Source organism: Pseudofrankia sp. DC12 (genome assembly GCF_000966285.1).
GTDB lineage: Bacteria > Actinomycetota > Actinomycetes > Frankiales > Frankiaceae > Pseudofrankia.
Map to the genome: position 1 here is coordinate 4742512 of NZ_KQ031391.1, position 25073 is coordinate 4767584.

The window sequence follows — 25073 nt, forward strand, 5'->3', positions numbered from 1 at the left end:
CTCGTGGACCTGCGAGAGCGACAGTTGTCGCGGCGGTTCGGGTCGCTCGCTTCGGTGGAACCCGTCCACGTACCGGCCCTGGACAGGCGCGCACCGCGCAGTTCGCGCTGCGGCTTCGGATCAGGCTGGGGGGCGCTCAGCGCCAGAACCAGGCAGAGCGGCCCGGGGTTCTGCCGGATCGGCGGTTCCTGCCGGATCGACGGAGTTGATCTGGGCAGTCGGCGATCCGGGAGGTCTGGGGCGTTCCGCGCCCGTTCCGGCCGATCGCCGTAGTAAGACCCCGCTGGTCCGTGAAGTGCGGATAACGTATAGCGTCCACCGTCGTGGCTACTGTTGCGGACCGGATCCTCGGCCATCTCGCCGGAGCGCCGGCCGGTTTGGACGACGGCAGGCTCGCGGAGGCTATTGGTGCCAGCCGCAGCTCTGTCAACAATGTGTGTCGCAAGCTCGCCGAACAAGGGCGGCTGGTGCGGGCCGTCGGCGTCGACGGCAAGATTATGAACCTGATCCCGGACGGCTCCGCCGACGCGGCGTCGCCAGCGGCCGATGAGGTCGCCGGCGGTGGCACGACGGCCGTCCCGGGTATCCCAGAAGCGCGCCAGGGCCCGGACGACGTGCCCGGCATCCCGGCGGCCCGGCTGCCGGGTGACGACGAGCTTCCGCCCGAGCCGGCGGCCGCCGAGCCGGAAGCGGCTGAGCCGTCGCCGGCCGTCGCAGCGGAGCCCGCGCAGGAGCCGGCCGCTCCGGAGCCGGTTGTCGTCCCGGAGCCGGCCGCGCCGGCCGCCGAGCCGGTGGCGGACGTGAGCGAGGCCCCCGTGGAGGTCGCCGAGGTCGCCGAGGCCGAGATCATCGGTGAGCCGGCTGCGCCTGCCCCGACGGCGGACGACGCCGAGATCGAGGACGCCGAGATCGAGGACGCCGAGATCGAGGACGCCGACCTTGAGGACGCCGACCTTGAGGACGCCGAGATCGAGGACGCCGACCTTGAGGACGCCGACCTTGAGGACGCCGACCTTGAGGATGTCGCGCCGAGCAGCGCGCCCGCCGCCGCCCCGCCGCGGGCGACCAACGGCGCGCGCCGGTCGTGGTGGCGGCGCCTGCTGCCGTTGCGTTAGGCGGCGCCGCCATCCTGCCTTCGACTCTTAACACTCGTAGCGGGGCGCGGTTACTGGCTCGCGGAGGGTTAACGCGGCTGGTCTGGCGGGCCCGCCAGTCGCGCATGGTGTGAGCCGCGTCCCGGCCAGTAGGCGCCGGGGCGGCGCCGGCCGGACGTAGCGTGGCAGCGTCACGGAACTAGTCAGGGGAGAGCATGTCTAACCGAGCCCGAGCGCTCGTCGCCGCTTTGGCGCTGTCGACGCTGGCGCTCAGCGCCTGTGGCAGCCGAGTGCACGACGCGGGGAACACGTCCGGCGGAAGCGGCGCGACCGGTGGCGCGACGAACGCCGCCGCGAACACCGCGTCCGACACGGGTGTCACGCCGACCGAGATCAAGGTCGGAGTGATGACCGGCCAGGATGGCTTCCTCGGTGGGGACGTCTTCTCGTCCTCGCTCTACGGCGCGCAGGCCTACTTCGACAGCCTGAACGACAAGGGCGGGATCAACGGCCGCAAGGTCACCGTCGACGCGTGCAACGACAAGAGCAGCCCCGACGGCAACGTCACCTGCGTGCACAAGATGATCGACGATGACAAGATCTTCGCGATGGCCGGCACAACCTCGTTCCAGTACGCCGGCGCGCAGTACGTGAACTCCAAGGGCGTCCCGGACGTCGGCGGTCAGCCGGTCTCCGGCAACGCGTACAACCAGTACCCGAACCTGTACTCGATCTACGGTGGGTTCGGCTACCCGCGCGACGGCAAGTCCCCGGGCTACAACGGCCAGCTCGTCGCGGACACCCAGGACTACCGCTGGTTCAAGGACAAGCTCGGCGCGAAGACCGCCGCGATCGTCTTCTTCAACATCGGGCAGTCGCAGCAGTACGCGCAGCAGATCAGCGAGGGGCTGAAGACCGAGGGGTTCAAGGTCATCCCCGAGCAGATCAACCTCTCGCTGCCCAACTACGACGCCGCGGTCCTCGACATGAAGCGGAACAACGTCGACCTGGTCTACGACGCGCTGACGGCGGATGCGAACGTGAAGATCTGCCAGTCGATCCAGTCGCAGGGCATGCCGCTGAAGGCGAAGATCACCACCACGCAGAGCTGGACGGACGACGCCGGCGCGCAGTACGCCTCGACGCCGACCTGCCTGGACAACCTCTACGCGGTCAGCCAGGACCAGAACTACAACAACGTGAGCGACCCCGGGGTCAAGGCGTACCGCGACGCGATCGCGAAGTACTTCCCGGCCCGGGTCAGCAAGATGAACATGTGGATGTTCGAGGGCTACCTCTCGGCAATGTGGCTGAGCGACGCGATGAAGTCCTGCGGCGCCGACCTGACCCGCAAGTGCGTCACGAACTACATGAACACCACCACGTACGACGCGGGCGGTCTGATGATCCCGCGGGACTTCAAGCCGGTCGTCCCGGCGCCGAAGACCGAGGTCGGCTGCCTGAACGTCGTTCGCTGGACGTCGAAGGCCCCGACCGGCACCGCCGGCTGGACCTCGCAGACGAACGACATGCAGAAGAACTGCTTCAACGTCCCGACCTACAGCATCCCGGCCACCTGATACCGATAGCAGCCGGATAGCTCAACTGAGGGGCGGCTGGCCGGGGCGAGACCCCGGTAGCCGCCCCTCAGCCGTGGCGCACTCCGCAGGCGGGACGCCGGAAGCCGGGCCAGGGCGGGCCCGGCTTTCCGCGACCCGGCCGCCTGAGCGAAACGTAACCAAGCCCCGACAACTGACCGCGCCAGCCCAGATCTTCTGCGCCAGCCCCGTTCCACGTTGGGGAGGGCGGCCCTGGGCGCCCCGGACCTGCCGGATCGGCTACGCCGATCCGGCAGGAACCCCGAGGCGGAGCGGAGCGAAACGCACCCAAGATGCCAGCCCTGGACGAGGGCCGCCCCCGCTGGTCGCCGTCCCCCCGATACAGCGTTAGGGAGGACGCCAAGCGCCCGAACCAGGCGGAGCGGCCGGAGGCGCGAAGCGCCGTCTCCGGCCGACCGCCCTACGCGTTCGCGAGCTCGGCCGGGTCGCCGACGAAGGAGCGCTCGCCGCGGTGCAGCACGTAGGCGATGTCGGCCATCCCCAGCGCCGCGTCCGTGTACTGGTCGGCGAGGATCACGGTCGTGCCGGCGGCGGCGATCGTCGCGAGCCACTCGAACAGCTCGGCGGCCACCTTGGGCGAGAGGCCCAGCGACAGCTCGTCGACCATCAGGACGGCCGGCCGGGCCAGCAGCGCCCGTGCGAGCGCGAGCATCCGGCGCTCGCCGCCGGACATCGAGCCGGCCCGCTGCGGCAGCCGGTCCCGCAGCTTGGGGAACGCGTCCAGCGCGGGGGCGATGCCCTGCGGGTTCCCGGTGGCCTCGGCGACCACCAGCAGGTTGTCGCGCACCGACAGGCTCGCGAACACGGCCCGCTCGTCCGGCACGAGCAGCAGGCCACGCCGGGCCCGGTCGAGCGCCGACAGCTTGGTGATGACGTCCCCGCGCCAGGTCAGCGTGCCGCTGCGCAGCGGCACCAGCCCGGCGAGCACCCGCAGTGTGGTGCTCTTGCCGGCGCCGTTGACGCCGAGCAGGGCGGTCACCTTGCCGGCGGGGACGACGAGGTCCAGGCCGTGCAGCACCTCAACAGCACCATAGCCGGCCCGTGCGCCGGTCAGCCGCAGCTCGATGCCGCCGGGCGCGGGTGCCTGGGCCGCCCGGCCACCGACGGAGGCCGCCAGCGCGGCGGCCGAGCTGCCAGCCGCGATCGCATCGGCGCCGTCCAGCGGGCCACGCGGCGGGGGAGTGCTCATGTCATCGCTCCCTGCGCGAGGTACACGGACTGGACTGTCGGGTTCGAACGAACCGTCGCCGGGTCGCCGTGCGAGACCACCTTCCCGCCCACCATCGCGTAGACCTGGTCGCACACGGTGAACACCAGTTCGACGTCGTGGTCGACCAGGACGATCGCCACGCCGGCGTTCGCGATCCGGCGCAGGAGCTGGGAGAACCGGTCGGTCTCCGCGCCGTCGAGGCCGCTGGCCGGCTCGTCGAGCAGCAGCACGTCCGGGTGGGTGCACAGGGCCCGGGCACACTCGGCCAGCCGCAGCGCGCCGGTCGAGAGCGAGCCCGCGACGGCGGCGCCGAGGTCGGTCAGCCCCAGCGAGGCGAGCATGTCGTCGACGACCTGCTCGTACTTGGGGTTGCGGCGGATGCCGAGGCCGAACAGGCCGCCGGCATAGTCCCGCCGCCGGTTCTCCACGCCGACGAGCAGGTTCTCCCGCACGGTCATGCTGGTGAACAGCGACGGCACCTGGAAGGTCTGCACGAGCCCCAGCCGGGAGCGCTTGTCCGGCCGCAGCTTCGTGATGTCCCGGTCGCCGAGCATGACGCGGCCCTCGTCGGGCTGCTCGACGCCGGTGAGCAGGCTGAACAGCGTCGACTTGCCGGCACCGTTCGGCCCGATCAGACCGGTGATCATCCCGGGCGGCGCGGACATGTCCACGTGGTCGACGGCGGTGAGCCCGCCGTACCGGCGGACCAGACCGATCGCCCGCAGTTCGGCGCGGCTCACCGGTGGCCCCCTTCGACGTGGTTGCGCGAGCTGAAGTCGCCCGCGCCGACCGTCGCGCGCCGGTCGACGTCACCGACGGCGCCCGTGCTGGCGCCGTTCGGGACGGCGTGCACCGGCGCGGCCGGGGTGATCCCGCCGCCGACCAGGCCGAGCAGCGTACGGCCGAACGGGGTCAGTGTGAGACCGCGCCCCGCTGCGACCCGCTCGGCGGCGACGACGCCGCCCGACGGCTGCGCCGACCGCTCGACCAGGCCCGCGGGCTGCATTCCCGTGGCCGAGGCGACGGCCCCGGAGCTCGCCGCCGGCAGACCCGCGTGCGCCAGCGCCGGAATTCCCCGCACCGGCGAGGCCGGCGCGACGAACTGGTCGGCGAGCTGCTCCGCGACGAAGCGGATCAGCCCGCGGACGGCCGAGGCGAGCCCGCCCGGCAGCCAGCCGAGCGCCAGCGCGAGGATGCCGACGGCCAGCGTCGAGGAGCCGGACGGCGCCATCACGTCGATCGCGACCATGAAGGCCGCGCCGACGATCGCGCCGACCGCGCTGTCCGCGCCGAAGACGACGACGGCCGTGAACCACAGCAGGCTCTGGATCGGCTGGAAGGTGTCCGGCGAGAACGACGACGCGCTGTACGCGAGCAGCGCTCCGCCCAGGCCCGCGACCACCGACGACATGGTGAAGGCCAGCAGCTTCAGGTTGCGGACGTCGACCCCGACGGCCGCGGCGCCGCCGGTGTTGTCCCGGACCGCGAGCAGCGCGCGCCCGAGCCGGCCGCGGTGCAGGTTGCGCACCGCCAGCATGCCCAGGCCCAGCCCGATCAGCTCGACCACGTAGAACGCCTTGTCCCCGAGCTGCCAACCGCCGATGTACAGCGGGTTGACCGTCAGGTTGCCGGCCAGCGACGGCTGCTCGAAGACGAACCTGCTGACGACGGCGCCGACGGCGAACGTCACGAGCGCGAGCGTGAGCCCCCGTCGCCGGATCGCCGGGTAACCGGTGACCAGGCCGATGGGGGCGACCAGGATGGCGCCGACCAGGATCGCCAGCAGCCCCGGCAGGTGCGGAATGCCGACCATCCCGCTGGAGGACAGCTTCATCGAGAACAGCGCGCCCAGGCCGGCGTAGCCGGCGACGCCGAGCGAGACCTGGCCGCTGTAGCCGGTGACGATCACGATCGACAGGAAGATGAGCGCGAGCGCCGGGACCATGAACGCGTGGCGCAGGTCGGAGGGCGCGAACAGCATCGGCGTGAGCAGCATGACGAAGCCGGCGATCCGCCCGACCAGGTCCTTGCTGCGGTCGGCGGCCGTGCCGGTGTCATCCTCCCCGCCGCGGCTGGAGAAGCGGCCGGCGGAGCCCGCGTCACCGAGCTCACGCAGGTTCGGGATCGCGAGCAGCAGCACCAGCAGGACGACGACGAACAGGTTCGACCCGAGCGTCCGGTAGAGGTCGGCGAAGCTGCCGTTGACGGTGAACTGGGTCAGCTCGCTCTGCAGGATGCCGATCGCCAGACCCGCGAGCACCGCCGCCGGCAGGCTGACCAGCCGGGCGGCGACGACGACGGCGAACGTCTCGAGCACCACCAGCGACAGCGAGTAGGGCGACAGCGAGACCCGGGGAGCCAGCAGCACCCCGGTGAAGCCGGCGAGCGTCGTACCGAAGGCCCAGCCCGCGGCGGCGACCCGGTCGGCCGGGACCGACGACAGCTCGGCGAGCTGGCGGTCGTCGACGACGGCCCGCATCTGCCGGCCGAACCGGGTCCGGGCCTGCAGCAGGCCGAGGGACACACAGGCGATGAGTATCAGGACCAGGGTGCTGATGGTGTCGACACCGATGTGGTGCCCGCCGATCCCGACCGACTTGTTCGGGAAGACCGCTGGAACGTCGGTCTGCGCCCCCAGGCCCCAGATCCCGGCGCACATGCCGAGAGTGAGCACCATGACGCCGAGGCTGGCGACCAGCGACTCGGCTGCCGACGCCCGCCGGCGCGCGAGCGGCCGGAAGACGAGCCGTTCCAGCAGCACCCCGAGGCCGGGCGAGAGCACGACGAGCGCGAGCACCGCCGACAGCCAGACCGGCAGGCCCCAGACGACGGACATCTCGCGGTAGACGTAGGCGACCAGGGTCGCGATACCGCCCTGCGCGAGGTTGAGGACGCCGTTGGTGCGGTAGGTGACCAGCAGGCCGATGCCAGAGAGCGCCGCGATCGCGCCGATGGCCAGGCCGGCGATCGCGAGGTCGACGCTGGCCACCGGGTCAGGCGACCAGGATCGGCGCGCAGACCGAGCAGGGCGACAGCCCGCGCGCGGAGACCTGCGTCGGCTCGACCCGCTGCGCGGACTTGCCAGCCAGCAGCTCGCAGCCCGGCCGGTGGAAGGTCCGGCCGCCCGAGACCGCGTAGACGGAGCCGTCGTCGGCCGGAGCCGGCGCGGGCGCCGGGGCGGCGGCCGGCGCCGGGGCGGCGGTGACCGCGGGCCCGGGAGCCGCGTTCGCCGCGGCCACCACCAGCGCGTGCAGGTCGTCGACCTGCTCGGCCAGCTGGGCCTGCGCGGCCGAGACGCCGCTGGTCCGGGCCGACTCGATCCGGTCGGCGATCAGCAGGGCGCAGCCGATGAGGACCAGGGCCAGCCCGGTCAGCCCGCCAGACGCCAGGTACGGGAGCTGCAGGCCAGGGTTGGTCTCCGCCGAGACGCCCAGGTAGCAGCTGAGCAGCAGCACTCCGCCGGCGGCGATCACCACCCAGCCGCGAAGCGCCCGGACGACGTCCACCACCAACCGCGAAGTGGACCGCGACCCGGCCGCGCCAGTGCTCTGTTCGTCCACTGTGTTCCCCCAGGAACGTGTGCGATCCGGAAGCCGCGCGGGCGCGCCCCGCTGGCTTCCGCCAAGGCGACCCCGTGCCACGGCGCGCCGAACGCACGCACGTGGATGAGATCGCCAGCCGTTAGACGCCAGATTAGTGTGCGGAGCTGGTGATGTGTGCCCTTGGGGGTCGCCGAGAGGTATCGCGGTGACGACTCGCGTCAGCTGGGGCGGCGCGGGTGTGACGGAGGGAAACGGTTCAGCTCGGCCTCGGGGGCGGCGATTGACCTAGATGTGACGGTCATCACGTCGGCGCGGAGGGGCTCTCGGCCGCCGCCTCGTGTGACCAGGTCCACGCGTCGGCGATGATCTGGTCGATCGTCGAGCGGTGCGGCTCCCAGTAGAGCTCCTTGCGGATCTTGCCGCTGTCGACGACCAGGGTGCGCGGCTCGATCACCGGCGGCCCGGTCACCCTGCGCACTGGGCAGCAGGTGACCCGCTCGACCGCGGCGAGCACCTCGTTGACGGTCACGCCGGCCCCGCCGACGTTGTAGACGCGGAAGTCGCCCGGGCGCGCCGCGTCCACCGCCAGCGCGTAGGCCGCCGCCACGTCCGCGACATGCACGTACTCGCGCAGCGCCTCGCCGTCACCGTTGATCCGGAAGGACTCCGCCGCGCCGGCGGCCACCCGCAACGCGGCTGGGATGATCCGGGTCACGTCCCGGTCGATGTGCCCGGCCGCGCCGCCGGCCACGTTGAACGAGCGCAGGACGACGGCGCCGATCCGGCCGGTCGCGGCCTGGTGGGTGATGGCCAGCTCGGCGGCGAGCTTCGAGGCCCCGTACGGGTGGCTCGGCTCGGGCCGGTGGCTCTCGGGGATGGGCCCGCCGCCGGGATCGCCGTAGACGGTGCCGGTCGAGCCGAACACCACGGCGGGCGGCGGCCCGCCGGCGGCCACCCCGCGGTCGAGTGCCGTAAGCAGGTTGACGGTGCCCGTCACGTTGGTCTCGAAGTAGCGCAGCGGCTCGGCGCCCGACTGGCGGACCCGGGTCAGCGCGGCCAGGTGGCAGACGGCGTCGAAGCCCCGGTCCAGCCGGGCGGCCAGCAGGGAGCCCGGGTCGAGCAGGTCCGCGGCGACGACCTCGACGCCCGGTGCGAGCCGGCGGGCCGGCGGGCTCCCGCCGGCCGTGGCCGCGTGGTCCGGTCGCGAGCCGCCCTCGCGGCCATGCACCAGCGCGGTGACCTGGTCGCCCCGGGCCGCGAGCAGGTCGGTGAGCACGGCCCCGATGAAGCCGCCCGCCCCTGTGACGAGGACCCGCAGGCCGCCCCCGTACGGAGGCAACTTAGGACGCCGCTCGCAGCCGTAGCCCCGGCAGTAGTAGCTCACGGTGGCGCCAGGCGAGCTCCAGACAGGCGGCGGCCGCGGGTGCGAGCGGCTCGCCGTCGATCAGCCGGCGCAGGGTGGCGTAGGTGAACGGGATGCCCTCGGCGGCCGCGCGGTTCGGCCCGGCCGAGACGACGGAGCCCTCCGCGTTGCTGTGCACCATCTCGGCGAACATGCCGTCGAAGGTGTCGGCCTCGATGACGACGACCGTCAGGATCTCGCTGAACAGCGTCAGCGCGTCGATGCCGACGCCGAAGCAGGCGACCCGGATCCGGCCGTCGCGGCGCGCCTCGTCGAACTCCCGGAACGGCTCGTCCGCCGCGTAGTCGATCGGGGTGGAGGAGTTCCCGTCGTGCTCGGTGTTGCCGAGCAGCTCCTCGGAGAGCTCGCGCATGATGTTGCGCCACAGGTCGAAGTCGGCCCGGTGGTGGACCGGGGTGATCCCGGACGGCTGGAACACGCCAGCCGGGATCACGTGGTACACCCCGCCGGCGGTGGCGACCGACCCGGCGCTGCGCCGGTGCAGCAGGAAGCTCGCCGAGCCCCGGTCGACCCGGATGGTCAGCGTGTTGATCGACGGCAGTACCGGCCGGGCGGCCAGGTCGAAGGGATCGCCGATCCGGCGGCGGAACGGCAGCGCCGGCCAGGACAGCCCGCTGGACATCATCGCGGCGGCGGTCTCGTGGGCGACGGTCTCGCAGACGTCGACGGCGTCGAAGTAGGTGGTGTGGCCGAAGGCCAGCATCGGGTTCCCGCCATCGCCGGTCTGGCCTGACCCCAGGTCGTCGCGGGTGATGTCGACCAGCCGGAAGCTCAGCCGGTTCTCGAACAGCGTCGGGCGGTCCAGGTCACGCATGGCGCGGGTGTAGCGCTGGTAGCGCACGTACGGGCCGCCGTCGGCGATCAGCGGGCGCGCGCCGTCGGTCTCGGGCTCGCCGCCGGTGATGGCCGGCTCGGGGACTTCGTCGGACCAGCGCAGGCCGACGTCGCTGATGTCCAGCGGCTGCGGCCAGATCCAGCCGGGCCTGGCCAGCAGGCCGGGGCAGAGGCGGTAGGCCTCCGGGTAGAGCCCGGCGGCCGCCTTGGCCAGCCGGATCCGGTTGCGGTTGAGGGTGTCCCGGGTGACCCGCCAGGCGCGCTGGCTGGCAGTGGCCTGCTCGGACAGGGAGTCCCGGCCGGGCTCGCGGCGCCGCTCGGCGAGCGTGCCGGGGGCCAGGCCCACGTCCTCGGGCGCGAGCTCCAGGTGGCGGGCGATGTGGCGCAGCGTGGAGATGTCGTGGATGGCCCGACGGCCACTCTCGACCTTGGACACGTAGGACTGGTCGAACCCGAGCTGGTCCGCGAGCTGCTGCTGCGTGAGCCCGTGCGCCTGCCGGTAGGCGCGGAGGAGTTGCCCGACGCCGACAGGAACAGGGGTCGGCGGTGGCGGTGTCCACAGCCAGGTCTGACCGGTCACCCGGGATCCTCTCGGGTCGTAGCGGCGGAACGTTGGTTACAGGACGTGAGCCTAGCTAGTGGTACATCTGCGGACTCACTGGCATAAATCGTGCAGATCCTTTCGGGCTGCCCGCTTTACCGGCCCGGAATCACGCCCGCCAGTGCCAGTGCGACGACGATCACAATCGCCACTCCGATCCAGCGCAGCAGCCTCATCCGGCCCCAGACGTCTCGCGCGAGGCTCCGGCTGGCCCTACGTGCCATGACCAGTAGGGCAAGTAGGGCCCCGCCGACCACGACGAGAAAAACCCCCGCATAGTTGCCGTGCACACAGTCACGATCGCACGCCGCCGCCGGCGCCCCTGCTGGGGTTCGCGGCGGCCACCACGTGCTTGCGGCACTGCGGTGCTGGGCGAATGATGTGACCTGTTCATCAGCCCACGCCCGGTCGGACCGTGCACGTCCTAGCCTGCCCGATCCCGCCCGGCTTTCTATAGCCGCGGCCCGTGTCGGGCGTGATCTACCTGTGTGCTCGGTTACCCGCATCCGCGGGACCACCCGGCACCTCACCCCGGACAGCAGCCCGCCGCCCAGCCTCGAGACGGGCGCAGGACATCCAGTCATGGCCTTTTCGGCCGGTTCGGGCGGTTTGTAGCCCCAGCGAGACTAAGCCTGGTCCCGGCCCCCGGCCAGCCACGTCAGCGGTACTCAGCCGAGGTCCCGGCCCTGGATCAGGTCGGCCAGTGTCATCGCCGTGCGCCTCGGTCCAGCATTGGTCGGGGCGTTCAGCGCCCCGACCGGCGCGTGGCGAGCGGGCGCGCAAGCGCCCTCCGAGCCGCGTGCCCTGAGCCACTCGCCCCCAATCGGACTTTTGAGCCGCGTCGCGGGCCGCGGATACCTAACCTGGTGCGGATGTCCACGGCGCTTCTCACTGATCATTACGAGCTGACCATGTTGCGCGCCGCGCTGAAGTCCGGCGCCGCGTACCGGCGTGCCACCTTCGAGGTGTTCGCCCGCTCGCTTCCCGCCGGCCGCCGCTACGGTGTCGTCGCCGGCACCGGCCGGCTGCTCGCCGCGCTCGCCGACTTCCGGTTCGGCCCCGAGGAGCTCAGCCTGCTCACCGGCAGCGGCGTCGTCGACGCGGCCACCGCCGACTGGCTGGCCAGCTACCGCTTCTCCGGCGACATCCGCGGCTTCGCCGAGGGTGAGCCCTTCCTGCCTGGCACCCCCGTGCTCGTGGTCGAGGGCCCGTTCGCCGAATGCGTGCTGCTGGAGACGCTCACGTTGTCGGTGCTCAACCACGACAGTGCCGTCGCCGCCGCCGGTGCCCGGATGGTGCAGGCGGCCGGGGGCCGGCCGCTGATCGAGATGGGCTCCCGGCGCACCCACGAGGAGGCGGCGGTCGCCGCGGCCCGGGCGGCGTACCTGGTCGGGTTCGCGGCCACGTCGAACCTGGAGGCAGCCCGGCGCTGGGCGGTGCCGAGCAGCGGCACCGCCGCGCACGCGTTCACTCTGGCGCACCCGACCGAACGGGAAGCCTTCGACGCCCAGGTCGACACCCTGGGCGTCGACACAACGCTGCTGGTCGACACCTACGACGTCGAGGCGGGCATCGCCGCGGCCGTCGCGGCGGCGGGACCGGGCCTCGGCGCCATCCGGATCGACAGCGGCGACCCGGCCGCCGGCGTGCGGGCCGCCCGGGCCCAGCTCGACGCGTTGGGCGCCACCGAGACCCGGATCATCGTCACGGGTGACCTCGACGAGCACAGCATCGCTCGGCTCGCCGGCGTGCCGGCCGCCGGCTACGGCGTCGGCACCAGCCTGGTCACCGGCTCGGGCGCGCCGACCGCCGGCTTCGTCTACAAGCTCGTCGAGATCGACGGCCGGCCGGTCGCGAAGACCTCCATCGGCAAGAGCACCCGCGGCGGCCGCAAAGACGTGCTGCGCCGGCACGACGCGGGTGGGGTCGCCGTCGTGGACCTCGTGCTGCCGGCCGGCGAGCGTCCCGGCGGGGCCGCCTCGCGCGGCCAGTCCGTCGACGGTCTCGCTCCGGCCGCCCTGGACGGGCCCGCCGAGCAGGCACACCCCGTGGGCGGCAGCCTCGCTGGTCCGGGCCGGGACCGGCCACTGCTCGTCGAGCTGATGCGCGACGGGGCGGTCGTCGACCCCACGGCTACCGGCCCGGTCGGGCTGCGCCGGGCCCGCGACCATCACCGGGCCGCCGTCGCCGACCTGCCGCAGCGGGCCCGCGACGTCGCGTTCGGCCACCCCTGCCTGCCGGTTATCACCTCGGTGCCGCATCCCTGACGCCGTGCGAGAAGCTGGACGCCGTGAGTCCAGGGCCGCCGGCGATCAGCGTCACCGTCGACGTTGTCCTGCTCACGCTGCGTTCGGGCCGCCTGTGCGTCCTGGTCATCCAGCGGGACGAGGCCCCTTTCACCCATTACTGGGCGCTGCCCGGCGGCTTCGTCGGCTCCGACGAGGACCTGGACGCCTCGGCCCGCCGCCAGCTCGCCGACGAGACCGGCGTGACGGCGGCCGGCCACCTTGAGCAGCTCTATACCTACGGCGACCCGGGCCGCGACCCACGCACCAGGGTCGTCAGCGTCGCCTACCTGGCCCTGCTGCCGAACCTGCCGCAGCCGGAGCCCGGCCGCCGGGGCCAGCAGGCCCGCTGGTGGCCGGTCGAGGATCTGGGCTCACCCGACGGGCCGACCCTCGCGTTCGACCATCCGCGCATCGTCGCGGACGGGGTCGAGCGGGCCCGCGGCAAGCTGGAGTACACCCCGATGGCGGCGGCCTTCTGCGAGGAGCCGTTCACGCTCGCTGACCTGCGCCGGGTCTATGAGGCGGCCTGGGGCGTGAGCCTCGACCCGCCGAACTTCCGCCGCAAGGTGCTGAGCACGCCGGACTTCGTCGTCCCGGTCGGCGCCGTCAGCTCGCCGCGCGGTGGCGGCCGGCCGGCCCAGCTCTACCGGCGGGGGTCGGCGACCGCGCTGTATCCACCGCTGCTGCGCCGCTCGGTCTGACGGACCGTCGCGGGCTCGGTGCCCGAGAGGCGCGTGCCGGCGACGGACCGTGTCGGAGGTTCACCAGCCGACGGGTAGGGAGCGGCGGGGTGCGTAACAATAGGTGCCGTGACCGCCACCGCCGTCTCACCCGCGGACGTCGAGGAGATCGAAGAGGCGCTCAGTGACGATCGACCCTGGGTCACGATCGTCTGGAACGACCCGATCAACCTGATGTCCTACGTGACCTATGTCTTCCAGAAGCTGTTCGGCTACGACCGACCTACCGCGCGCAAGCTGATGCTCGACGTCCACGAGAAGGGCCGGGCGTCGGTCAGCAACGGCACCCGCGACGAGATGGAGCGGGACGCCGCTCGTCTGCACACCTACGGCCTCTGGGCCACCGTCCGCCAGGACTGAGAGCCGGTATGAGCACACCGCTGGACGAGGACGGGGACGTGGCGCAGGAGTACGACCGGCTGCCGGACAGCTTCCGGCGCACTCGCCATGGCATCGAACTCCGGCTCCCCCAGTGGGAGGGCTCGGTGCTGATCGAGCTGGTCAGGCAGATGGACCGGATGCTGGAGCCGCCTCCGGTCGACGACCCGCTGGAGGCGCTGGTCGGGCTGCGTGACACCGCGCCGCCGCCGCCGGAGGACCCGGCCCTGGCCCGGCTGCTGCCCGACCCGTACCCGGAGGACCCGATGGCCTCCGGGGACTTCCGCCGGCGGCGCACCGACGACGCGTTGGCCCACAAGCGCGCCGCGGCCCGCCGGGTGCTCGCGACCGTGCCCGGCCCCGGCGAGGTGCTGCTCCTCGACGAGGAGGTGGCGCAGGACTGGCTGACGACCCTGAACGACCTGCGGCTGGTGTTCGGGACCCGGCTGGGGATCACCGACGACGACTACCTCGACGAGCTCGGAACGCTGCCCCCCGATGACCGGCGGCTGCCGGTCATCGAGATGTACGAGCTGCTGACCATCCTCGTCGACAACCTGATCCGCACCCTGGACTGACTGCGCACCCTGGACTGGCTGCGCACCCTGGACTGGCTGCGCACCCTGGACTGGCTGCGCACCCTGGACTGGCTGCGCACCCTGGACTGGCCGTGCGGGGGCAGATCCGTCGTACCGTGGTCGGCGTGCTGCGCATCGACCGCGCCCTCTACGAGGCCATCATCGATCATGCCCGACGGGACCATCCCGACGAGGCCTGTGGCGTGATCGCCGGACCGTTCGGCTCGGACCGGCCGGAGCGCTTCATCCCGATGGAGAACGCCGAGCGCTCGCCGACGTTCTACCGGTTCGACTCGATGGAGCAGCTCAAGGTGTGGCGGGAGATGGACGACCGGGACGAGGAACCCGTCGTCATCTACCACTCGCACACCGCTACCGAGGCCTATCCGTCCCGGACTGACGTGTCGTTCGCGTCGGAGCCCGGCGCGCACTACGTGCTGGCGTCCACCCGGGAGCCGGAGACCACCGAGTTCCGCTCGTTCCGGATCGTCGACGGCGTGATCACCGAGGAGCCGGTAGAGATCGGCTGAGCCGCCGGGCCCGACCGCGGTGCTGGCAGGCGCCTGGGTTCCACCAGCGTCTCTGGTTCCACCAGCGTCTCTGGTTCCACCAGCGTCTCTGGTTCCACCAGCGTCTCTGGTTCCACCAGCGTCTCTGGTTCCACCAGCGTCACAGTCGTTGGGCCCCGCCAAGCGTCACACATGTGCAACGATGGCGACATGACTGCGCCCCGCCACTCGCGCGACACCGTGGCCGTGGGCGTTCCGGAGCTGTTCCTGGTCGCCCGGCTGCACGTCGACCTGCTCCGGGTAGCCAGCGCCCGCTGTCGTAGCGTCCGCTGACGCTCGCCGCCGGACCGCGTCGCGCCACCAACTGCCTGTCTGAAAAGCCCGCTGGCTGGCCCCGCCGCCTGCGCTGAAGGCCTGTCGGCTGGTCCCGACTGACGGCCAGATCCAGGAGAGCGCCCAGCGGCGGCCAAGCCTGGAACACTGGAGGGCGCTCGCGGCGTTTGGTCTGACCGCACGATGCCGTCAGGCTGACTGCACGGCGCCGTGCAGTGAGACGATCCGGGTCAGACGATCCGGGTCAGGCCACGGAGCCCCGAGCGGCGCCACATTCGTTAGCTAGACCGTTCCGCGCCTGGCCGCCCGGCCGAGATGCCGCAGCCCGGCCGGGCCGCGGCCCCTGAGAAGAGGAGCACCATGGCAGTCCAGGTCCGCGTGCCGACCATCCTGCGCAGCTACACCAGCAACTCGAAGGTCGTCGACGGCTCCGGGGACACCCTGGCCGCGCTGTTCACGGACCTCGACACCCGCCACCCCGGGCTGCGCGGCCGGCTGATCTCCGGTGACGGCGCCGGCGAGCTGCACCGCTTCGTCAACGTCTACATCAACGACGAGGACGTCCGGTTCCTCGGTGGCCTGGACGCCAAGCTTTCCGACGGCGACAGCGTGACCATCCTGCCCGCCGTCGCCGGCGGCTGACGTCGACCCGGCGCCACAAGGATCGGTAGCGGAACATGCGTTTTGAATCCCTGGTGGACTCGGTAGGACGAACCCCGTTGGTCGGCCTGCCGAGGCTGTCGCCGTCCGCCGACGTGCGGCTGTGGGCGAAGCTGGAGCAGGACAACCCGACCGGTTCGATCAAGGACCGGGCCGCGCTGTGGATGGTCCAGGACGCCGAGAAGCGCGGCGTGCTGAGCCCCGGCGCGACCGTGCTGGAGCCGACCTCCGGCAACACCGGGATCTCGCTGGCGATGGTCTGCAGCCAGCGGGGCTACCGCCTGATCTGCGTGATGCCGGAGAACACCTCGGTCGAGCGTCGGCAGCTGCTGGCGATGTGGGGCGCGGAGATCATCTACTCGTCGGCGGCCGGCGGCTCGAACGAGGCGGTCGCCGTCGCCAAGCGGCTGTCCGCCGAGCACCCCGACTGGGTCATGCTCTACCAGTACGGCAACCCGGCGAACGCCCAGGCGCACTACGAGACGACCGGCCCGGAGATCCTCGAGGACCTGCCGTGCATCACCCATTTCGTCGCCGGCCTCGGCACCACCGGCACGCTGATGGGGACTGGCCGCTACCTCAAGGAGCAGGTGCCCGGTATCACGGTGATCGCCGCCGAGCCGCGCTACGGCGAGCTGGTCTACGGCCTGCGCAACATCGACGAGGGCTTCGTGCCCGAGCTGTACGACGCGTCGGTGCTGACCTCGCGGTACTCGGTCGGGCCGCGGGAGGCGCTGCGGCGCACCCGCGAGCTGGTCGAGCAGGAAGGCATCTTCGCCGGCATCTCCACGGGCGCGATCCTGCACGCCGCGCTCGCCCAGGCCGAGAAGGCGGTGAAGGACGGCAAACGCGCCGACATCGCCTTCATCGTCTGCGACGGCGGCTGGAAGTACCTCTCCACCGGCGCCTACGCCGGCACGCTGGAGGAGGCCGAAGCCGCCCTCGAAGGCCAGCTCTGGGCCTGAGTCCCTTTCTGGGTTGGCCCTTGGCCCGCCCTTGGTTCGCCCTTGGTTCGCCCTTGGTTCGGCGCTCGGGCTGCGCGGGCCCGAGCCTGAAGCCCCGTCCTGGGCCGGCCCTTGGCCTGGAGCTGGGGCTGTGGCGGGCCCGGCGCGGCTCGCCAGTGCTGAGTCCTGCCCCGTGGTGCCTGATCGGCCCGTCCGTGGCGCCATGACGTCTGACTGGATTCGCCACACCGGCCACGTCAGCCTGCCTGGACATTCAAGGTGCCTGCTCGGTGACGAGGCGGGGTGGCCAGGGGAGCTCGGCGGGACGCAGCGGACGCCAGCCGTTGGTCTGGGCGGCGGCGGTCGCGAGCAGGCCGGCGACGGCGGCGTCGTTCTGGATCTCCCCGGCGAGTGCCCGGCCGACGGCTTCGCCGAGGGCGACCCATTCGGAGCGAAAATCGGACTCCTCGAACTCGCCGCCCTGACCGAGCTCGTAACGTTCGTCGTCCGGGACGACAGTCAGGTCGCGGGCCAGGTAGACCCGCACCCGGTGGTTCATGGCCGCCGGAGTCAGACGCAGGTCCAGCAGTGTGTGCCAGGTCCTGGCGCGCAGCCCGGCCTCCTCGTACAGCTCCCGCCGGGCCGCCTCGAACGGCGACTCATCCGGCTTGTCGAGCAGCCCGGCAGGCAGCTCGACGACGAACCCGCCCACCGGATGCCGGTACTGCGACAGCAGGAAGACCCGCTGGTCGTCGTCGAGCGCGACGATGACCACCGCTCCCATCCGGTCGATGACGTCCCGCTCGGCGACCTGGCCTCCGGGCACCCGGACCTGTTCGACCCGGATCGACATGATGTGGTTCTCGTGCACCAGCCGCGAGTGCACCGTCTCGTAGCCGTCGCCCATGCTGCTCGCCCTCTCGTCATCCCGCCCCAAAGAGAACGGGCCTTACCTGGCCGGCGGCCCGTCGCGGTCGGCTTGTTGAGAGCATGAACCCCGCGCACCACCACCCCGAGGAGGAGCCGGACCCGATGAGTGCGGGCTACCAGGCCGTCGCGTCGCGGCAGGTCTACGCGGACAAGGTGATGTCCCTGCGGGTTGACGATGTCCGGATGCCCGGGGGCCAGGTCGCCGAGCGAGCCGTCCTCGACCGGCCAGCGGCGGTGACGATCGTGGCGCTTGACGACGCCGGACGGGTCTTCCTGCTGTCGCAGTACCGTCACCCGGTCGGCGGATTCCTGATCGAGCTACCGGCTGGACTGGCTGACAAGCCGGGGGAGACGCCCTTCGAGGCGGCCCGGCGGGAGCTGTACGAGGAGGCCGGCCTGCGGGCCGCGACCTGGCACATCCTCGCGGACATGCGCGTATCCCCCGGAGCGGTCAACCAGCTGGCCCGTGTCTATCTCGCTCGCGACCTGACCGCCGTGCCCGAGGACGAGCGTTACGAGCTCGGGCAGGCCGGCGAGTTCGAAGAGGCCGACTTCCACACCGAGTGGCTGGACCTCGACGAGGCCGTCGCGCGGGTACACGCGGGCGAGATCCAGAACTCCGCCACGGTCGCCGGACTGCTCGCCGCCGTAAGCGCCCGCACCCTCAACTGGAAGCCCCTGCGCCCGGCCGATCTCCCCTGGCCGGCCCCGCTCGCCGGCGAAACCCGGTAACCACGCACACGGCAGCGGGCTCGGTGCCCAGCTCGCTGCTTCGCTGATCTGGACCTCGAGACCGCCCAGTACCCGCGCCGCGCGGGCAAGCTGACCGTCTGGCTCCTCGACAGCGACCTGACCGACGTTGCCTACGAGCGCCGTACCGCAGACGCCAACCGCTCGACCTCGCGGAGACCACGCCGGCCGATCTTCTCGGCGAGCACGCGCGCCTCGATCGCCGGCGGCAGGCGGGGAACGCAGAACAGCCGTCCGGCGCCGTGGGCGTCGAGCGCGATCCGGGCCACAGCGTCGGGATCGTGCCACAGTGTGCCCGGGACGTCCCCCACCGTCTGCCCGGCTCGGTCGTGGAACTCGGACCTGGTCCAACCGGGCCGCACGCACGTCACGGTGACGGGCGTGCCGTCGAGTTCGCCGCCCAGCGACCGCGTCCAGCTGTCGACGAACGCCTTGGTCGCCGCGTAGGCCGCCATCCCGGGAGCCGCGCTGGTGCTGACGACGGACGACACGTTGATGACGCCGCCGTGGTGGCGGCTGAGCATGCCAGGCAAGGCCGCGCGGGTCAGGCGGACCACGGCGAGGACATTGAGGTCGACCGTGGCGGCCAGGGACTCGGCCTCGGTCTCGGTGACGCGGCCGTACGTTCCGGCCCCGGCATTGTTGACCAGGAGGTCGACTGGACGTGCGGGGTCGGCGAGGCGGCGTTCGACCGCCGCCAGCCCGTCGGCGTCGGTGAGGTCGGCGCGGAGGATCTCGGCCGAGCAGGCCAGGGTCCGGGCCATGGCCTCCAGGCGGTTTCGGTCCCGGGCCACCAGGATCAGGGCGTAGCCACGGCGATTGAGCTCCCGGACGAATGCCGCGCCAATCCCCGACGAGGCGCCGGTCACGAGCGCGACGCCGGCGGGTCGGGACACTGCGGCCGCAGTCGTGGCCATGACGTCCGCCACCGGCAGGGCGTCCGCTGACGCGCCGGGCGGCACGCCAGGAGAGTCACGATCGCGTTGCATGGACCACCTTCCACAGGTGCTTCGGGCCGATCTGCGCGGTTGACCTGGGATGACGGCGCATCGAGGGCCATGTCACAACGCAATGCGCTCGTCGGGCCGATCAGCCGCTGACTGCCCGCGAGGCGACCGACGATAGCCAGCAGCTCCAGGCGCCATCCGACCGGGGTGTGGAAGTTCGGCCGCCACGGTCAGCCATCGACCAGCCATGAGGTCGGCGCCGGAGCTGCCGGGCCTCACGGGCTCCGGCCAGGTGCCGCGTCGGCACGCGATCGTTGACCGGCTTCCGGCCGCGGACATCGACGCGTTGATCGCCGCGTACCAAGCCGGTGCAACCGCCCGTGCCCTGGCCGGGCGCTACTCGATCAGCGAGACGGCGGTCAAGGCGCTGCCGCGCAGGCGTGGCATCCGGCGCCGCCGGCGACCAACTGATTCCAACTGACCGGCGTCAGAACCCCGGCCGCCCCCTGGCGGCCGGCGGAAGCGGACGGCAGCTCCGGATCGGCGACCTATTTCGCGATTAATCCGCGGCATGATTAACGGGTCTTTCGATCGGGCTGTCAATACTTGACACCGTCTCCTTCGGCGTGCCGAACACGCCCTTCTTGAGAGCCCCCCAACGACAGCTGGAAATGCTGACATCACGGCTCGCAGCATTCCTCTAAGCACCGAAGCGCGGCAGAGAAGACGTCGTGAAGTCCCCGGCGACACGCCTGCTTTGCGCTGCCGTTGCCAGGGCTCCAGCCGGTTATGTTGTCGCTCACAGATACTGGAGAACGACCCGCGTGAAAGGTACAGCATGAGTGGGGGAATTGGGCGGCGCGCCGCCCTGCTGGCCGCATCGAGCCTCGTGTCCGTAGCCGTTGCCATTGGTACGGGCGCGTCGGCCGCGCAGGCCGTGGAGCCGACGCATGGCCCAACGGTGAAGAAGGAGAAGGAGTCCTTCACTCACGAGCGCGTCATATGGTTCGACGGCAAGGACAAGAAGAAGCCACACAGGTACGGCGACGAGGCAGGAGGGGCCGGCCTGAGCGGCCTCGACGAGGCGGTCTCCGACGCTACCGCTCCAGTTTCGTACCAGGATCCGCAGAGAGAAATGAAGGACCACAACGACATCAAGAAGAAGAAGGACTCCGTCACCTGGGAGAAGGTCGTCTGGTTCGGCGACAAGGACAAGAAGAAGCCGCACGGACAATCGTACGATGGCGACGCCGGCCCGGCGGGCGCGACCGGCCCGGCCACTCTCGTCGACTCGGCGGACGCGGCCGGCCCGGCTGCGTACGACGACTCGCTGGACGCGGCCGACCCGGCCGCGTTCGCGGCCCCGGCCGCGTTTGACGACTCGGCGGACCCGGCCGGCCCGGCCACTCTCGTCGACCCGGCGGACGCGGCCGGCCCGGCTGCGCCCACTGCCCCCGCCACGCTCGTCGGAACGGCACTGGCGCCTACGGCGGACTACGGCAAGAAGGACCAGCACAAGAACATCGAGAAGAAGAAGGAATCGATTAGGTGGGAGAAGGTCGTCTGGTTCGGCAACAATGACAATCACAACGGTTACGGCGATGACGGTGGGTACCCCGGTTACCAGGACCCCGGGGCCACCGGCGCCGGGGGAACGGATGCGAGCCAGCCGGTCAGCTACCACCCCGACACCAGCAAGCGCCACAAGAACGTAATCAAGAAGAAGATTTCGTACACCCGCGAGAGGGTGATCTGGTTCGGCTCGAAGCGGGGGTACGACAACGACATGAACTCGCCGTCGACATCTATTGCGGGACAGGCGCCGGCGACCACGGCTGCACTGGTTACACCGTCCGTTCCGGCCACGCCGGCGCAGGCTCCAGCCGCGTAGCGGTTTGGAAGAACAACCGATCTTCGGCAGGACTGGGACAGAATTGATTCCCGCTGAAGACCGACATCGTCCGGGGCGCCACCGGTTCGTCCGGTGGCGCCCGCCCGTTCAGAACGATGTTTCTGTTGACGCGGAAGTTTGCTCACAGGTCGCGAATGGCACCGAGGAGGGGCGGCGCCGGCGCGCGGCCGGTCGCTCTGCCGCCCTTCCCGGCCTTCCCGGCCTTCCCGGGCGCTGGTGCAGCGGGCGTACTTGGTATCGCGAACCGGCTTCAGGCCGCGGTGTGCGAGGAACTGATCCGGCGCAACGTGCAGCGACTCGGTGGTTCGCTGGCCCCGACGACTCCGGGGACCGATCACTCGGTGGGGACGCAGCCGCCGAGGCTTGATCGCCGGTGCGCTCACCGAGCAGTTGGTGGACGCCTGGTAGCGGCGGCGCGCTGCTGCGCCGCCTAGAACCACCCTGCGGCATCAGCCGCACCGGGCTCAGGCGAGCCACGAGGGCGTGTGGGATGGCTGTGCCTCGTCCAGCGTCCTACGCCGTGCGGCAGGGAGCCTGCCGTGACGACAGGTGTGCACCAAGCGGATGGTGGCCCTGACTGGGCTCACTTCGGCGGCTTCGGCAAGATCGAAGGTTTGCGGCCTGGGTCACGCGCGGGCGGTAGATGATCCAGCGGCCCATCTTCCACGATGAGTTCCACGCGGGTCTTCGACGGCCACCAGCGACGGCTCACCCGTGCATGAGCACCTGCTAGACAGGCCGGTGCACCTCCTTGGCCGTTACTTGAACCGGCCCGAGTACCTCCATGACCTCCGTAAGACCTGGTCAGCCGTCTCCGACGGCAAGGATCAAGAAGCCCCTCCCGGACTGAACGGCCTCACCGGCTCGGGCCAGCTACCTCGCCGCCACGCCATCGTTGATCGCCTCACGCCTGCCCAGATCGACTCCTTGATCAGCCTCTACCTCGCCGGCATGACCATCCGCAGCCTCGCCGAGAAGTACTCGATCTGTGAGTCGGCAGTCAACGCCCTGCTGCGCAACCGTGGCGTCCCCCGCCGCGGCCACCCGCCCAAGTCCACCTGACCGACTTCCGAAGCCCGGCCGTGCTCACCTGCGGCCGGCCGTTGGAGGGGTTGAGCTGGGGACTGCCACCTGCCGTCGACCCAAGCAGACAGGGTCGAGGCGGCAGGAGCGCGACAAGGGCCGGCCGAACGGGTCGGTGTTCTGTCGTACGGCCATGCCAGTCTGACGCTGTATCGTTCTAACAAGTGCGAGAACCCCGGCCTCCGTGCCGAGTTCGGACGCCGAGCCGGGCTCTCCGCGCGCTTTCCCAGGCGCACTCGGAACCGTACCCGTGGGTACCGTTCTGGTTCGACTGCCCACCTTTCTCGGCTTCGCACTCCAAGGATTACTCGTGTGAGCGCTGAGAAAGGTCATTCAGGTGTTGGACGTGCAGCAGAACAAGCAGACCCGTCTGCGGGTCATGAACGCGATCTACCAGGAGGTCGGGGACGACACCCAGCGGTTCGCACACCTATGGGCCATTCGTGACTCCCTGGGGCTCCACGACGAGGACATGGGGAGGGCTGTGGACTATCTCGAAGGGGAAGGACTGATTAAGGCCCTCCGCACCATCGCCGGACAGCGTACCCCGATGCATGCCTCGATCACGCACTACGGCTTCCGTGAGATGGAAGAGTCCACTGAGCATCCCGACCAGGCGACGCAGTACTTTCCACCGTTCAATTCGATGACCATCAACATCGCGAACGTGAGCGGCTCGGCGCTCCAGATCGGGAGCCCCGGTGCGACTCAGCGCGCCGAGATCACGAACAGCGGTAGCACAGGCGGCGATGCCCTCGACCAGATCCGTGAGTTCGTCGATGAGTACATCCGCCGGCTGCCAGAGTTGCAGCAGGAGATCTCGCCGGAGGCCCTGGCGGAGCTTGCTCCCCGTGTCGCGACCGTGCAGAAGCAGATCGAATCGCCGGAGCCTGAGAGGCACATCCTCACGGACACCCTCTCATCGATCAAGAGCGTCTTGGAGCACGCCGGCGGCGGAATCGCAGCGGGCATGCTTCTCGCGCTGCTGCACTTCCACGGCGCTGCCTGAGAACCGTGTGATGACGGCACCAATGACTCTCGCGATACGTCGCGGTGTCTTGCGGAAACTCACTGAGTGAACCTAGAGGGGCTCCGTGTCGATCAACGTAATCGATGCGCTCGCATGAAAGGCAGAGGGTCGGCTGTTCTGCCCTGCCCTACCCGATTCGACAATAAAATTTGTAAACAGGAACCTGAACCATGGAACACACCACTTCACACGAAGGGACAATTAGAAACGTAAACCCGACGCCCGGGCAGCCGTCCCGTGACGAGCGCCTCATCGAACAAGGCATCGAGACAGCCGCCCAGCAGGAGCGGCCCATCGACGACCGCACTGCCCGCTACATCGCCGGGCAGCTGCACAGCGGCCAGGCTAGCGCCCTCTACAGCCTGGCGAGCACCGGCAACATCATCGAGGAGGACGTCTATCACGAGCTGTATGCCGACCTTGAGGACCAGACTCCGGAGGTCGCCTCCTGGGTGGAGGCACTCCGTGCCTACTGCCAGGCCCGGCCCGACAAGGGACGGGTGCAGGGCTGGGCCGAGAACGCCGCAGCCCTTGACCGCATCGACGCCGCGCGGGAGCGAGCACGTCTGCTCGGCGGCATCGCCGTTGCACCCGAAGTAGCCGCGATCGACGGGGGATCGGCGGCCGACTGCGTAACACCCCCGGACCGGCTCGACGAGCTGTTCGGCGAGCCGCCCGACGAGGAGGTCGGCCGGGTAGACGAGCTGGGCTGGTTCGGCCTGATCGTGAACCACGGCACCGGCGGCGGAACGATCATCTCCCAGGACGATCAGGGATTCCGCTACGTCTGGGAGACGCAGGACGGCGAGGCGCTTGACCGGCGTTGGCAGGCCATCCTCCGCGAGTACGGCGTCTACGAAGATGCACTAGTCGAGCACGAACGCCGCGGACTGGAAGCCCGTCACGAGCGGGTCGGATACGCCTGTCCGGAGTGCGAAGAGCCGATCGTCGAGCGAGCGGAAGGGCTCGACCCGGCAACCTGGACGCACCAGGCCGGCGAACCGCTCTGCCCGATGGTCGGCAGCGCCGGCTACGAACCAGCTCAGCCCGGCGTCTGGCGAGACGGTGAGGTTGTACCTCTGGCCGACGAAGCTGACGGCGATGACGCAAACGGGGATGGCCCGCGGGTCTGGATCGCCAGCCTGGCGGACTACACCAGCGGCGTCCTGCACGGCCGCTGGGTGGCTGCCGATCGGAATGCCGAAGATCTGCAAGCTGCGGTCGCCCGCGTCCTGGCGACCTCACCCGCCCGACGACGCGGCGAGGAGGCCGAGGAGTGGGCGGTCCACGACTACGACGGCTTTGAGGAAGACGTGACTCGTGTCCTAGGCGAGTGGCCGTCACTGGACGACCTGAGCAAGGTAGCCAAGGGCATCGCTGAGCACGGCCTCGCCTACGGCGCTTGGGTGGCGTACGTCGGCCGGGCAGACGACGAGCTAGTAGATCGGTTCGACGAGCACTACCGGGGCGAGTGGGGCTCCCTCACGGACTACGCCGAGGACTCCTTGCAGAACATCGACTTCTACCGCTTCCTGGACGACCTGCCGGACGACATACGGCACTACGTGACCGTGGATGTGGAGCAGTACGCCGAAGACATTGCATGTGACCTGCACATCGCGGATACCCCTGAGGGCGGGGTGTGGGTGTTCGAAGTGCAGTAGTGGC

24 protein-coding genes are annotated in these 25073 nt (G+C 70.8%); 16 read left to right on the forward strand and 8 right to left on the reverse strand.

Annotation, left to right across the window (positions count from 1 at the left end):
* The first annotated feature begins 323 nt into the window (after positions 1-323).
* Both FRADC12_RS28570 and FRADC12_RS19105 read left to right on the forward strand, forming a co-directional pair.
* A complete protein-coding gene (locus tag FRADC12_RS28570) occupies positions 324-1115 on the forward strand; it encodes a pentapeptide repeat-containing protein (RefSeq protein ID WP_157488924.1) in 792 nt (263 codons plus the stop codon).
* Positions 1116-1309: 194 nt separating this feature from the next.
* Entirely contained in the window at positions 1310-2674 is a 1365-nt protein-coding gene (locus tag FRADC12_RS19105) for an ABC transporter substrate-binding protein (RefSeq protein WP_045877660.1), read from the forward strand.
* A 439-nt stretch (positions 2675-3113) separates the two neighbouring features.
* On the opposite strand, the gene FRADC12_RS19110 is transcribed toward FRADC12_RS19105, so the two are convergent.
* From FRADC12_RS19110 to FRADC12_RS19135, 6 genes are all read right to left on the reverse strand, one after another.
* Positions 3114-3902, reverse strand: a complete 789-nt coding sequence (locus FRADC12_RS19110; protein ID WP_045877661.1) for an ABC transporter ATP-binding protein — start codon at positions 3900-3902, stop codon at positions 3114-3116.
* Entirely contained in the window at positions 3899-4663 is a 765-nt protein-coding gene (locus FRADC12_RS19115; RefSeq protein ID WP_045877662.1) for an ABC transporter ATP-binding protein, read from the reverse strand. Before FRADC12_RS19115 ends, FRADC12_RS19110 begins: the two co-directional genes overlap by 4 nt.
* A complete protein-coding gene (locus FRADC12_RS19120; protein ID WP_045877663.1) occupies positions 4660-6912 on the reverse strand; it encodes an ABC transporter permease in 2253 nt (750 codons plus the stop codon). The genes FRADC12_RS19115 and FRADC12_RS19120 overlap by 4 nt, the downstream gene beginning before the upstream one ends.
* A gap of 4 nt (positions 6913-6916) precedes the next feature.
* Positions 6917-7483 carry a hypothetical protein gene (locus tag FRADC12_RS19125; protein ID WP_045877664.1) on the reverse strand — a complete coding sequence of 189 codons (567 nt, stop codon included), beginning with the start codon at positions 7481-7483 and terminating at the stop codon, positions 6917-6919.
* Positions 7484-7766: 283 nt separating this feature from the next.
* Positions 7767-8783 carry an NAD-dependent epimerase/dehydratase family protein gene (locus FRADC12_RS19130; protein WP_045879866.1) on the reverse strand — a complete coding sequence of 339 codons (1017 nt, stop codon included), beginning with the start codon at positions 8781-8783 and terminating at the stop codon, positions 7767-7769.
* Positions 8784-8805: 22 nt separating this feature from the next.
* A complete protein-coding gene (locus FRADC12_RS19135) occupies positions 8806-10302 on the reverse strand; it encodes a helix-turn-helix domain-containing protein (protein WP_045877665.1) in 1497 nt (498 codons plus the stop codon).
* 893 nt (positions 10303-11195) lie between these two features.
* On the opposite strand from FRADC12_RS19135, the gene FRADC12_RS19145 reads away from it, so the two are divergent.
* The 8 genes from FRADC12_RS19145 to FRADC12_RS19175 all read left to right on the forward strand — a co-directional run bounded on the left by FRADC12_RS19145 (position 11196) and on the right by FRADC12_RS19175 (position 16774).
* Positions 11196-12590 carry a nicotinate phosphoribosyltransferase gene (locus tag FRADC12_RS19145; protein ID WP_045877667.1) on the forward strand — a complete coding sequence of 465 codons (1395 nt, stop codon included), beginning with the start codon at positions 11196-11198 and terminating at the stop codon, positions 12588-12590.
* 23 nt (positions 12591-12613) lie between these two features.
* Positions 12614-13312 carry an NUDIX hydrolase gene (locus FRADC12_RS19150; protein ID WP_157488926.1) on the forward strand — a complete coding sequence of 233 codons (699 nt, stop codon included), beginning with the start codon at positions 12614-12616 and terminating at the stop codon, positions 13310-13312.
* Between the two features lie 108 nt (positions 13313-13420).
* Positions 13421-13711: an ATP-dependent Clp protease adapter ClpS gene (gene clpS / locus FRADC12_RS19155; RefSeq protein ID WP_013426957.1), complete on the forward strand. Its 291-nt coding sequence runs from the start codon at positions 13421-13423 to the stop codon at positions 13709-13711.
* An 8-nt stretch (positions 13712-13719) separates the two neighbouring features.
* The gene (locus FRADC12_RS19160; RefSeq protein ID WP_045877669.1) at positions 13720-14307 is read left to right on the forward strand and encodes a DUF2017 domain-containing protein; all 588 of its coding nucleotides are present in this window, start codon (positions 13720-13722) and stop codon (positions 14305-14307) included.
* A 92-nt stretch (positions 14308-14399) separates the two neighbouring features.
* Positions 14400-14837, forward strand: coding sequence for a M67 family metallopeptidase (locus FRADC12_RS19165; protein WP_502685271.1), 438 nt, complete (start codon positions 14400-14402; stop codon positions 14835-14837).
* 189 nt (positions 14838-15026) lie between these two features.
* Complete coding sequence (locus FRADC12_RS33855) at positions 15027-15149, forward strand: putative leader peptide (RefSeq protein WP_255355207.1); 123 nt, start codon at positions 15027-15029, stop codon at positions 15147-15149.
* A gap of 360 nt (positions 15150-15509) precedes the next feature.
* Entirely contained in the window at positions 15510-15791 is a 282-nt protein-coding gene (locus FRADC12_RS19170) for a MoaD/ThiS family protein (RefSeq protein WP_045879868.1), read from the forward strand.
* 35 nt (positions 15792-15826) lie between these two features.
* A complete protein-coding gene (locus tag FRADC12_RS19175; RefSeq protein WP_045877670.1) occupies positions 15827-16774 on the forward strand; it encodes a PLP-dependent cysteine synthase family protein in 948 nt (315 codons plus the stop codon).
* Positions 16775-17027: 253 nt separating this feature from the next.
* Here the strand turns inward: FRADC12_RS19175 and FRADC12_RS19180 are convergent, their stop codons facing one another.
* A complete protein-coding gene (locus FRADC12_RS19180) occupies positions 17028-17660 on the reverse strand; it encodes an NUDIX domain-containing protein (protein WP_045877671.1) in 633 nt (210 codons plus the stop codon).
* Positions 17661-17743: 83 nt separating this feature from the next.
* On the opposite strand from FRADC12_RS19180, the gene FRADC12_RS19185 reads away from it, so the two are divergent.
* Positions 17744-18415, forward strand: a complete 672-nt coding sequence (locus FRADC12_RS19185) for an NUDIX domain-containing protein (RefSeq protein WP_084011004.1) — start codon at positions 17744-17746, stop codon at positions 18413-18415.
* A 131-nt stretch (positions 18416-18546) separates the two neighbouring features.
* Here the strand turns inward: FRADC12_RS19185 and FRADC12_RS19190 are convergent, their stop codons facing one another.
* A complete protein-coding gene (locus tag FRADC12_RS19190) occupies positions 18547-19350 on the reverse strand; it encodes an SDR family NAD(P)-dependent oxidoreductase (RefSeq protein WP_045879870.1) in 804 nt (267 codons plus the stop codon).
* 277 nt (positions 19351-19627) lie between these two features.
* On the opposite strand from FRADC12_RS19190, the gene FRADC12_RS19195 reads away from it, so the two are divergent.
* The 5 genes from FRADC12_RS19195 to FRADC12_RS28575 all read left to right on the forward strand — a co-directional run bounded on the left by FRADC12_RS19195 (position 19628) and on the right by FRADC12_RS28575 (position 25069).
* Complete coding sequence (locus FRADC12_RS19195; RefSeq protein ID WP_045877672.1) at positions 19628-19861, forward strand: hypothetical protein; 234 nt, start codon at positions 19628-19630, stop codon at positions 19859-19861.
* 357 nt (positions 19862-20218) lie between these two features.
* Complete coding sequence (locus FRADC12_RS19200) at positions 20219-21271, forward strand: hypothetical protein (RefSeq protein WP_157488928.1); 1053 nt, start codon at positions 20219-20221, stop codon at positions 21269-21271.
* A 735-nt stretch (positions 21272-22006) separates the two neighbouring features.
* Positions 22007-22354: a hypothetical protein gene (locus FRADC12_RS19205; protein WP_157488929.1), complete on the forward strand. Its 348-nt coding sequence runs from the start codon at positions 22007-22009 to the stop codon at positions 22352-22354.
* A 367-nt stretch (positions 22355-22721) separates the two neighbouring features.
* Positions 22722-23384, forward strand: a complete 663-nt coding sequence (locus FRADC12_RS19210; RefSeq protein ID WP_157488930.1) for a hypothetical protein — start codon at positions 22722-22724, stop codon at positions 23382-23384.
* A 191-nt stretch (positions 23385-23575) separates the two neighbouring features.
* Positions 23576-25069, forward strand: coding sequence for an antirestriction protein ArdA (locus FRADC12_RS28575; RefSeq protein ID WP_052711010.1), 1494 nt, complete (start codon positions 23576-23578; stop codon positions 25067-25069).
* Positions 25070-25073 lie beyond the last annotated feature (4 nt).

Excerpts from the sequence above, each read along its gene's own strand:
- FRADC12_RS19190 (WP_045879870.1), bottom strand. The coding sequence starts at position 19,350 with ATGGCCACGACTGCGGCCGCAGTGTCCCGACCCGCCGGCGTCGCGCTC.
- FRADC12_RS19175 (WP_045877670.1), top strand. The coding sequence starts at position 15,827 with ATGCGTTTTGAATCCCTGGTGGACTCGGTAGGACGAACCCCGTTGGTC.
- FRADC12_RS19170 (WP_045879868.1), top strand. The coding sequence starts at position 15,510 with ATGGCAGTCCAGGTCCGCGTGCCGACCATCCTGCGCAGCTACACCAGC.
- FRADC12_RS19145 (WP_045877667.1), top strand. The coding sequence starts at position 11,196 with ATGTCCACGGCGCTTCTCACTGATCATTACGAGCTGACCATGTTGCGC.
- FRADC12_RS19180 (WP_045877671.1), bottom strand. The coding sequence starts at position 17,660 with ATGGGCGACGGCTACGAGACGGTGCACTCGCGGCTGGTGCACGAGAAC.
- FRADC12_RS19200 (WP_157488928.1), top strand. The coding sequence starts at position 20,219 with ATGAGTGGGGGAATTGGGCGGCGCGCCGCCCTGCTGGCCGCATCGAGC.
- FRADC12_RS33855 (WP_255355207.1), top strand. The coding sequence starts at position 15,027 with ATGACTGCGCCCCGCCACTCGCGCGACACCGTGGCCGTGGGCGTTCCG.
- FRADC12_RS19110 (WP_045877661.1), bottom strand. The coding sequence starts at position 3,902 with ATGAGCACTCCCCCGCCGCGTGGCCCGCTGGACGGCGCCGATGCGATC.
- FRADC12_RS19195 (WP_045877672.1), top strand. The coding sequence starts at position 19,628 with ATGAGGTCGGCGCCGGAGCTGCCGGGCCTCACGGGCTCCGGCCAGGTG.
- FRADC12_RS19105 (WP_045877660.1), top strand. The coding sequence starts at position 1,310 with ATGTCTAACCGAGCCCGAGCGCTCGTCGCCGCTTTGGCGCTGTCGACG.
- FRADC12_RS19185 (WP_084011004.1), top strand. The coding sequence starts at position 17,744 with ATGAACCCCGCGCACCACCACCCCGAGGAGGAGCCGGACCCGATGAGT.
- FRADC12_RS28575 (WP_052711010.1), top strand. The coding sequence starts at position 23,576 with ATGGAACACACCACTTCACACGAAGGGACAATTAGAAACGTAAACCCG.
- FRADC12_RS19160 (WP_045877669.1), top strand. The coding sequence starts at position 13,720 with ATGAGCACACCGCTGGACGAGGACGGGGACGTGGCGCAGGAGTACGAC.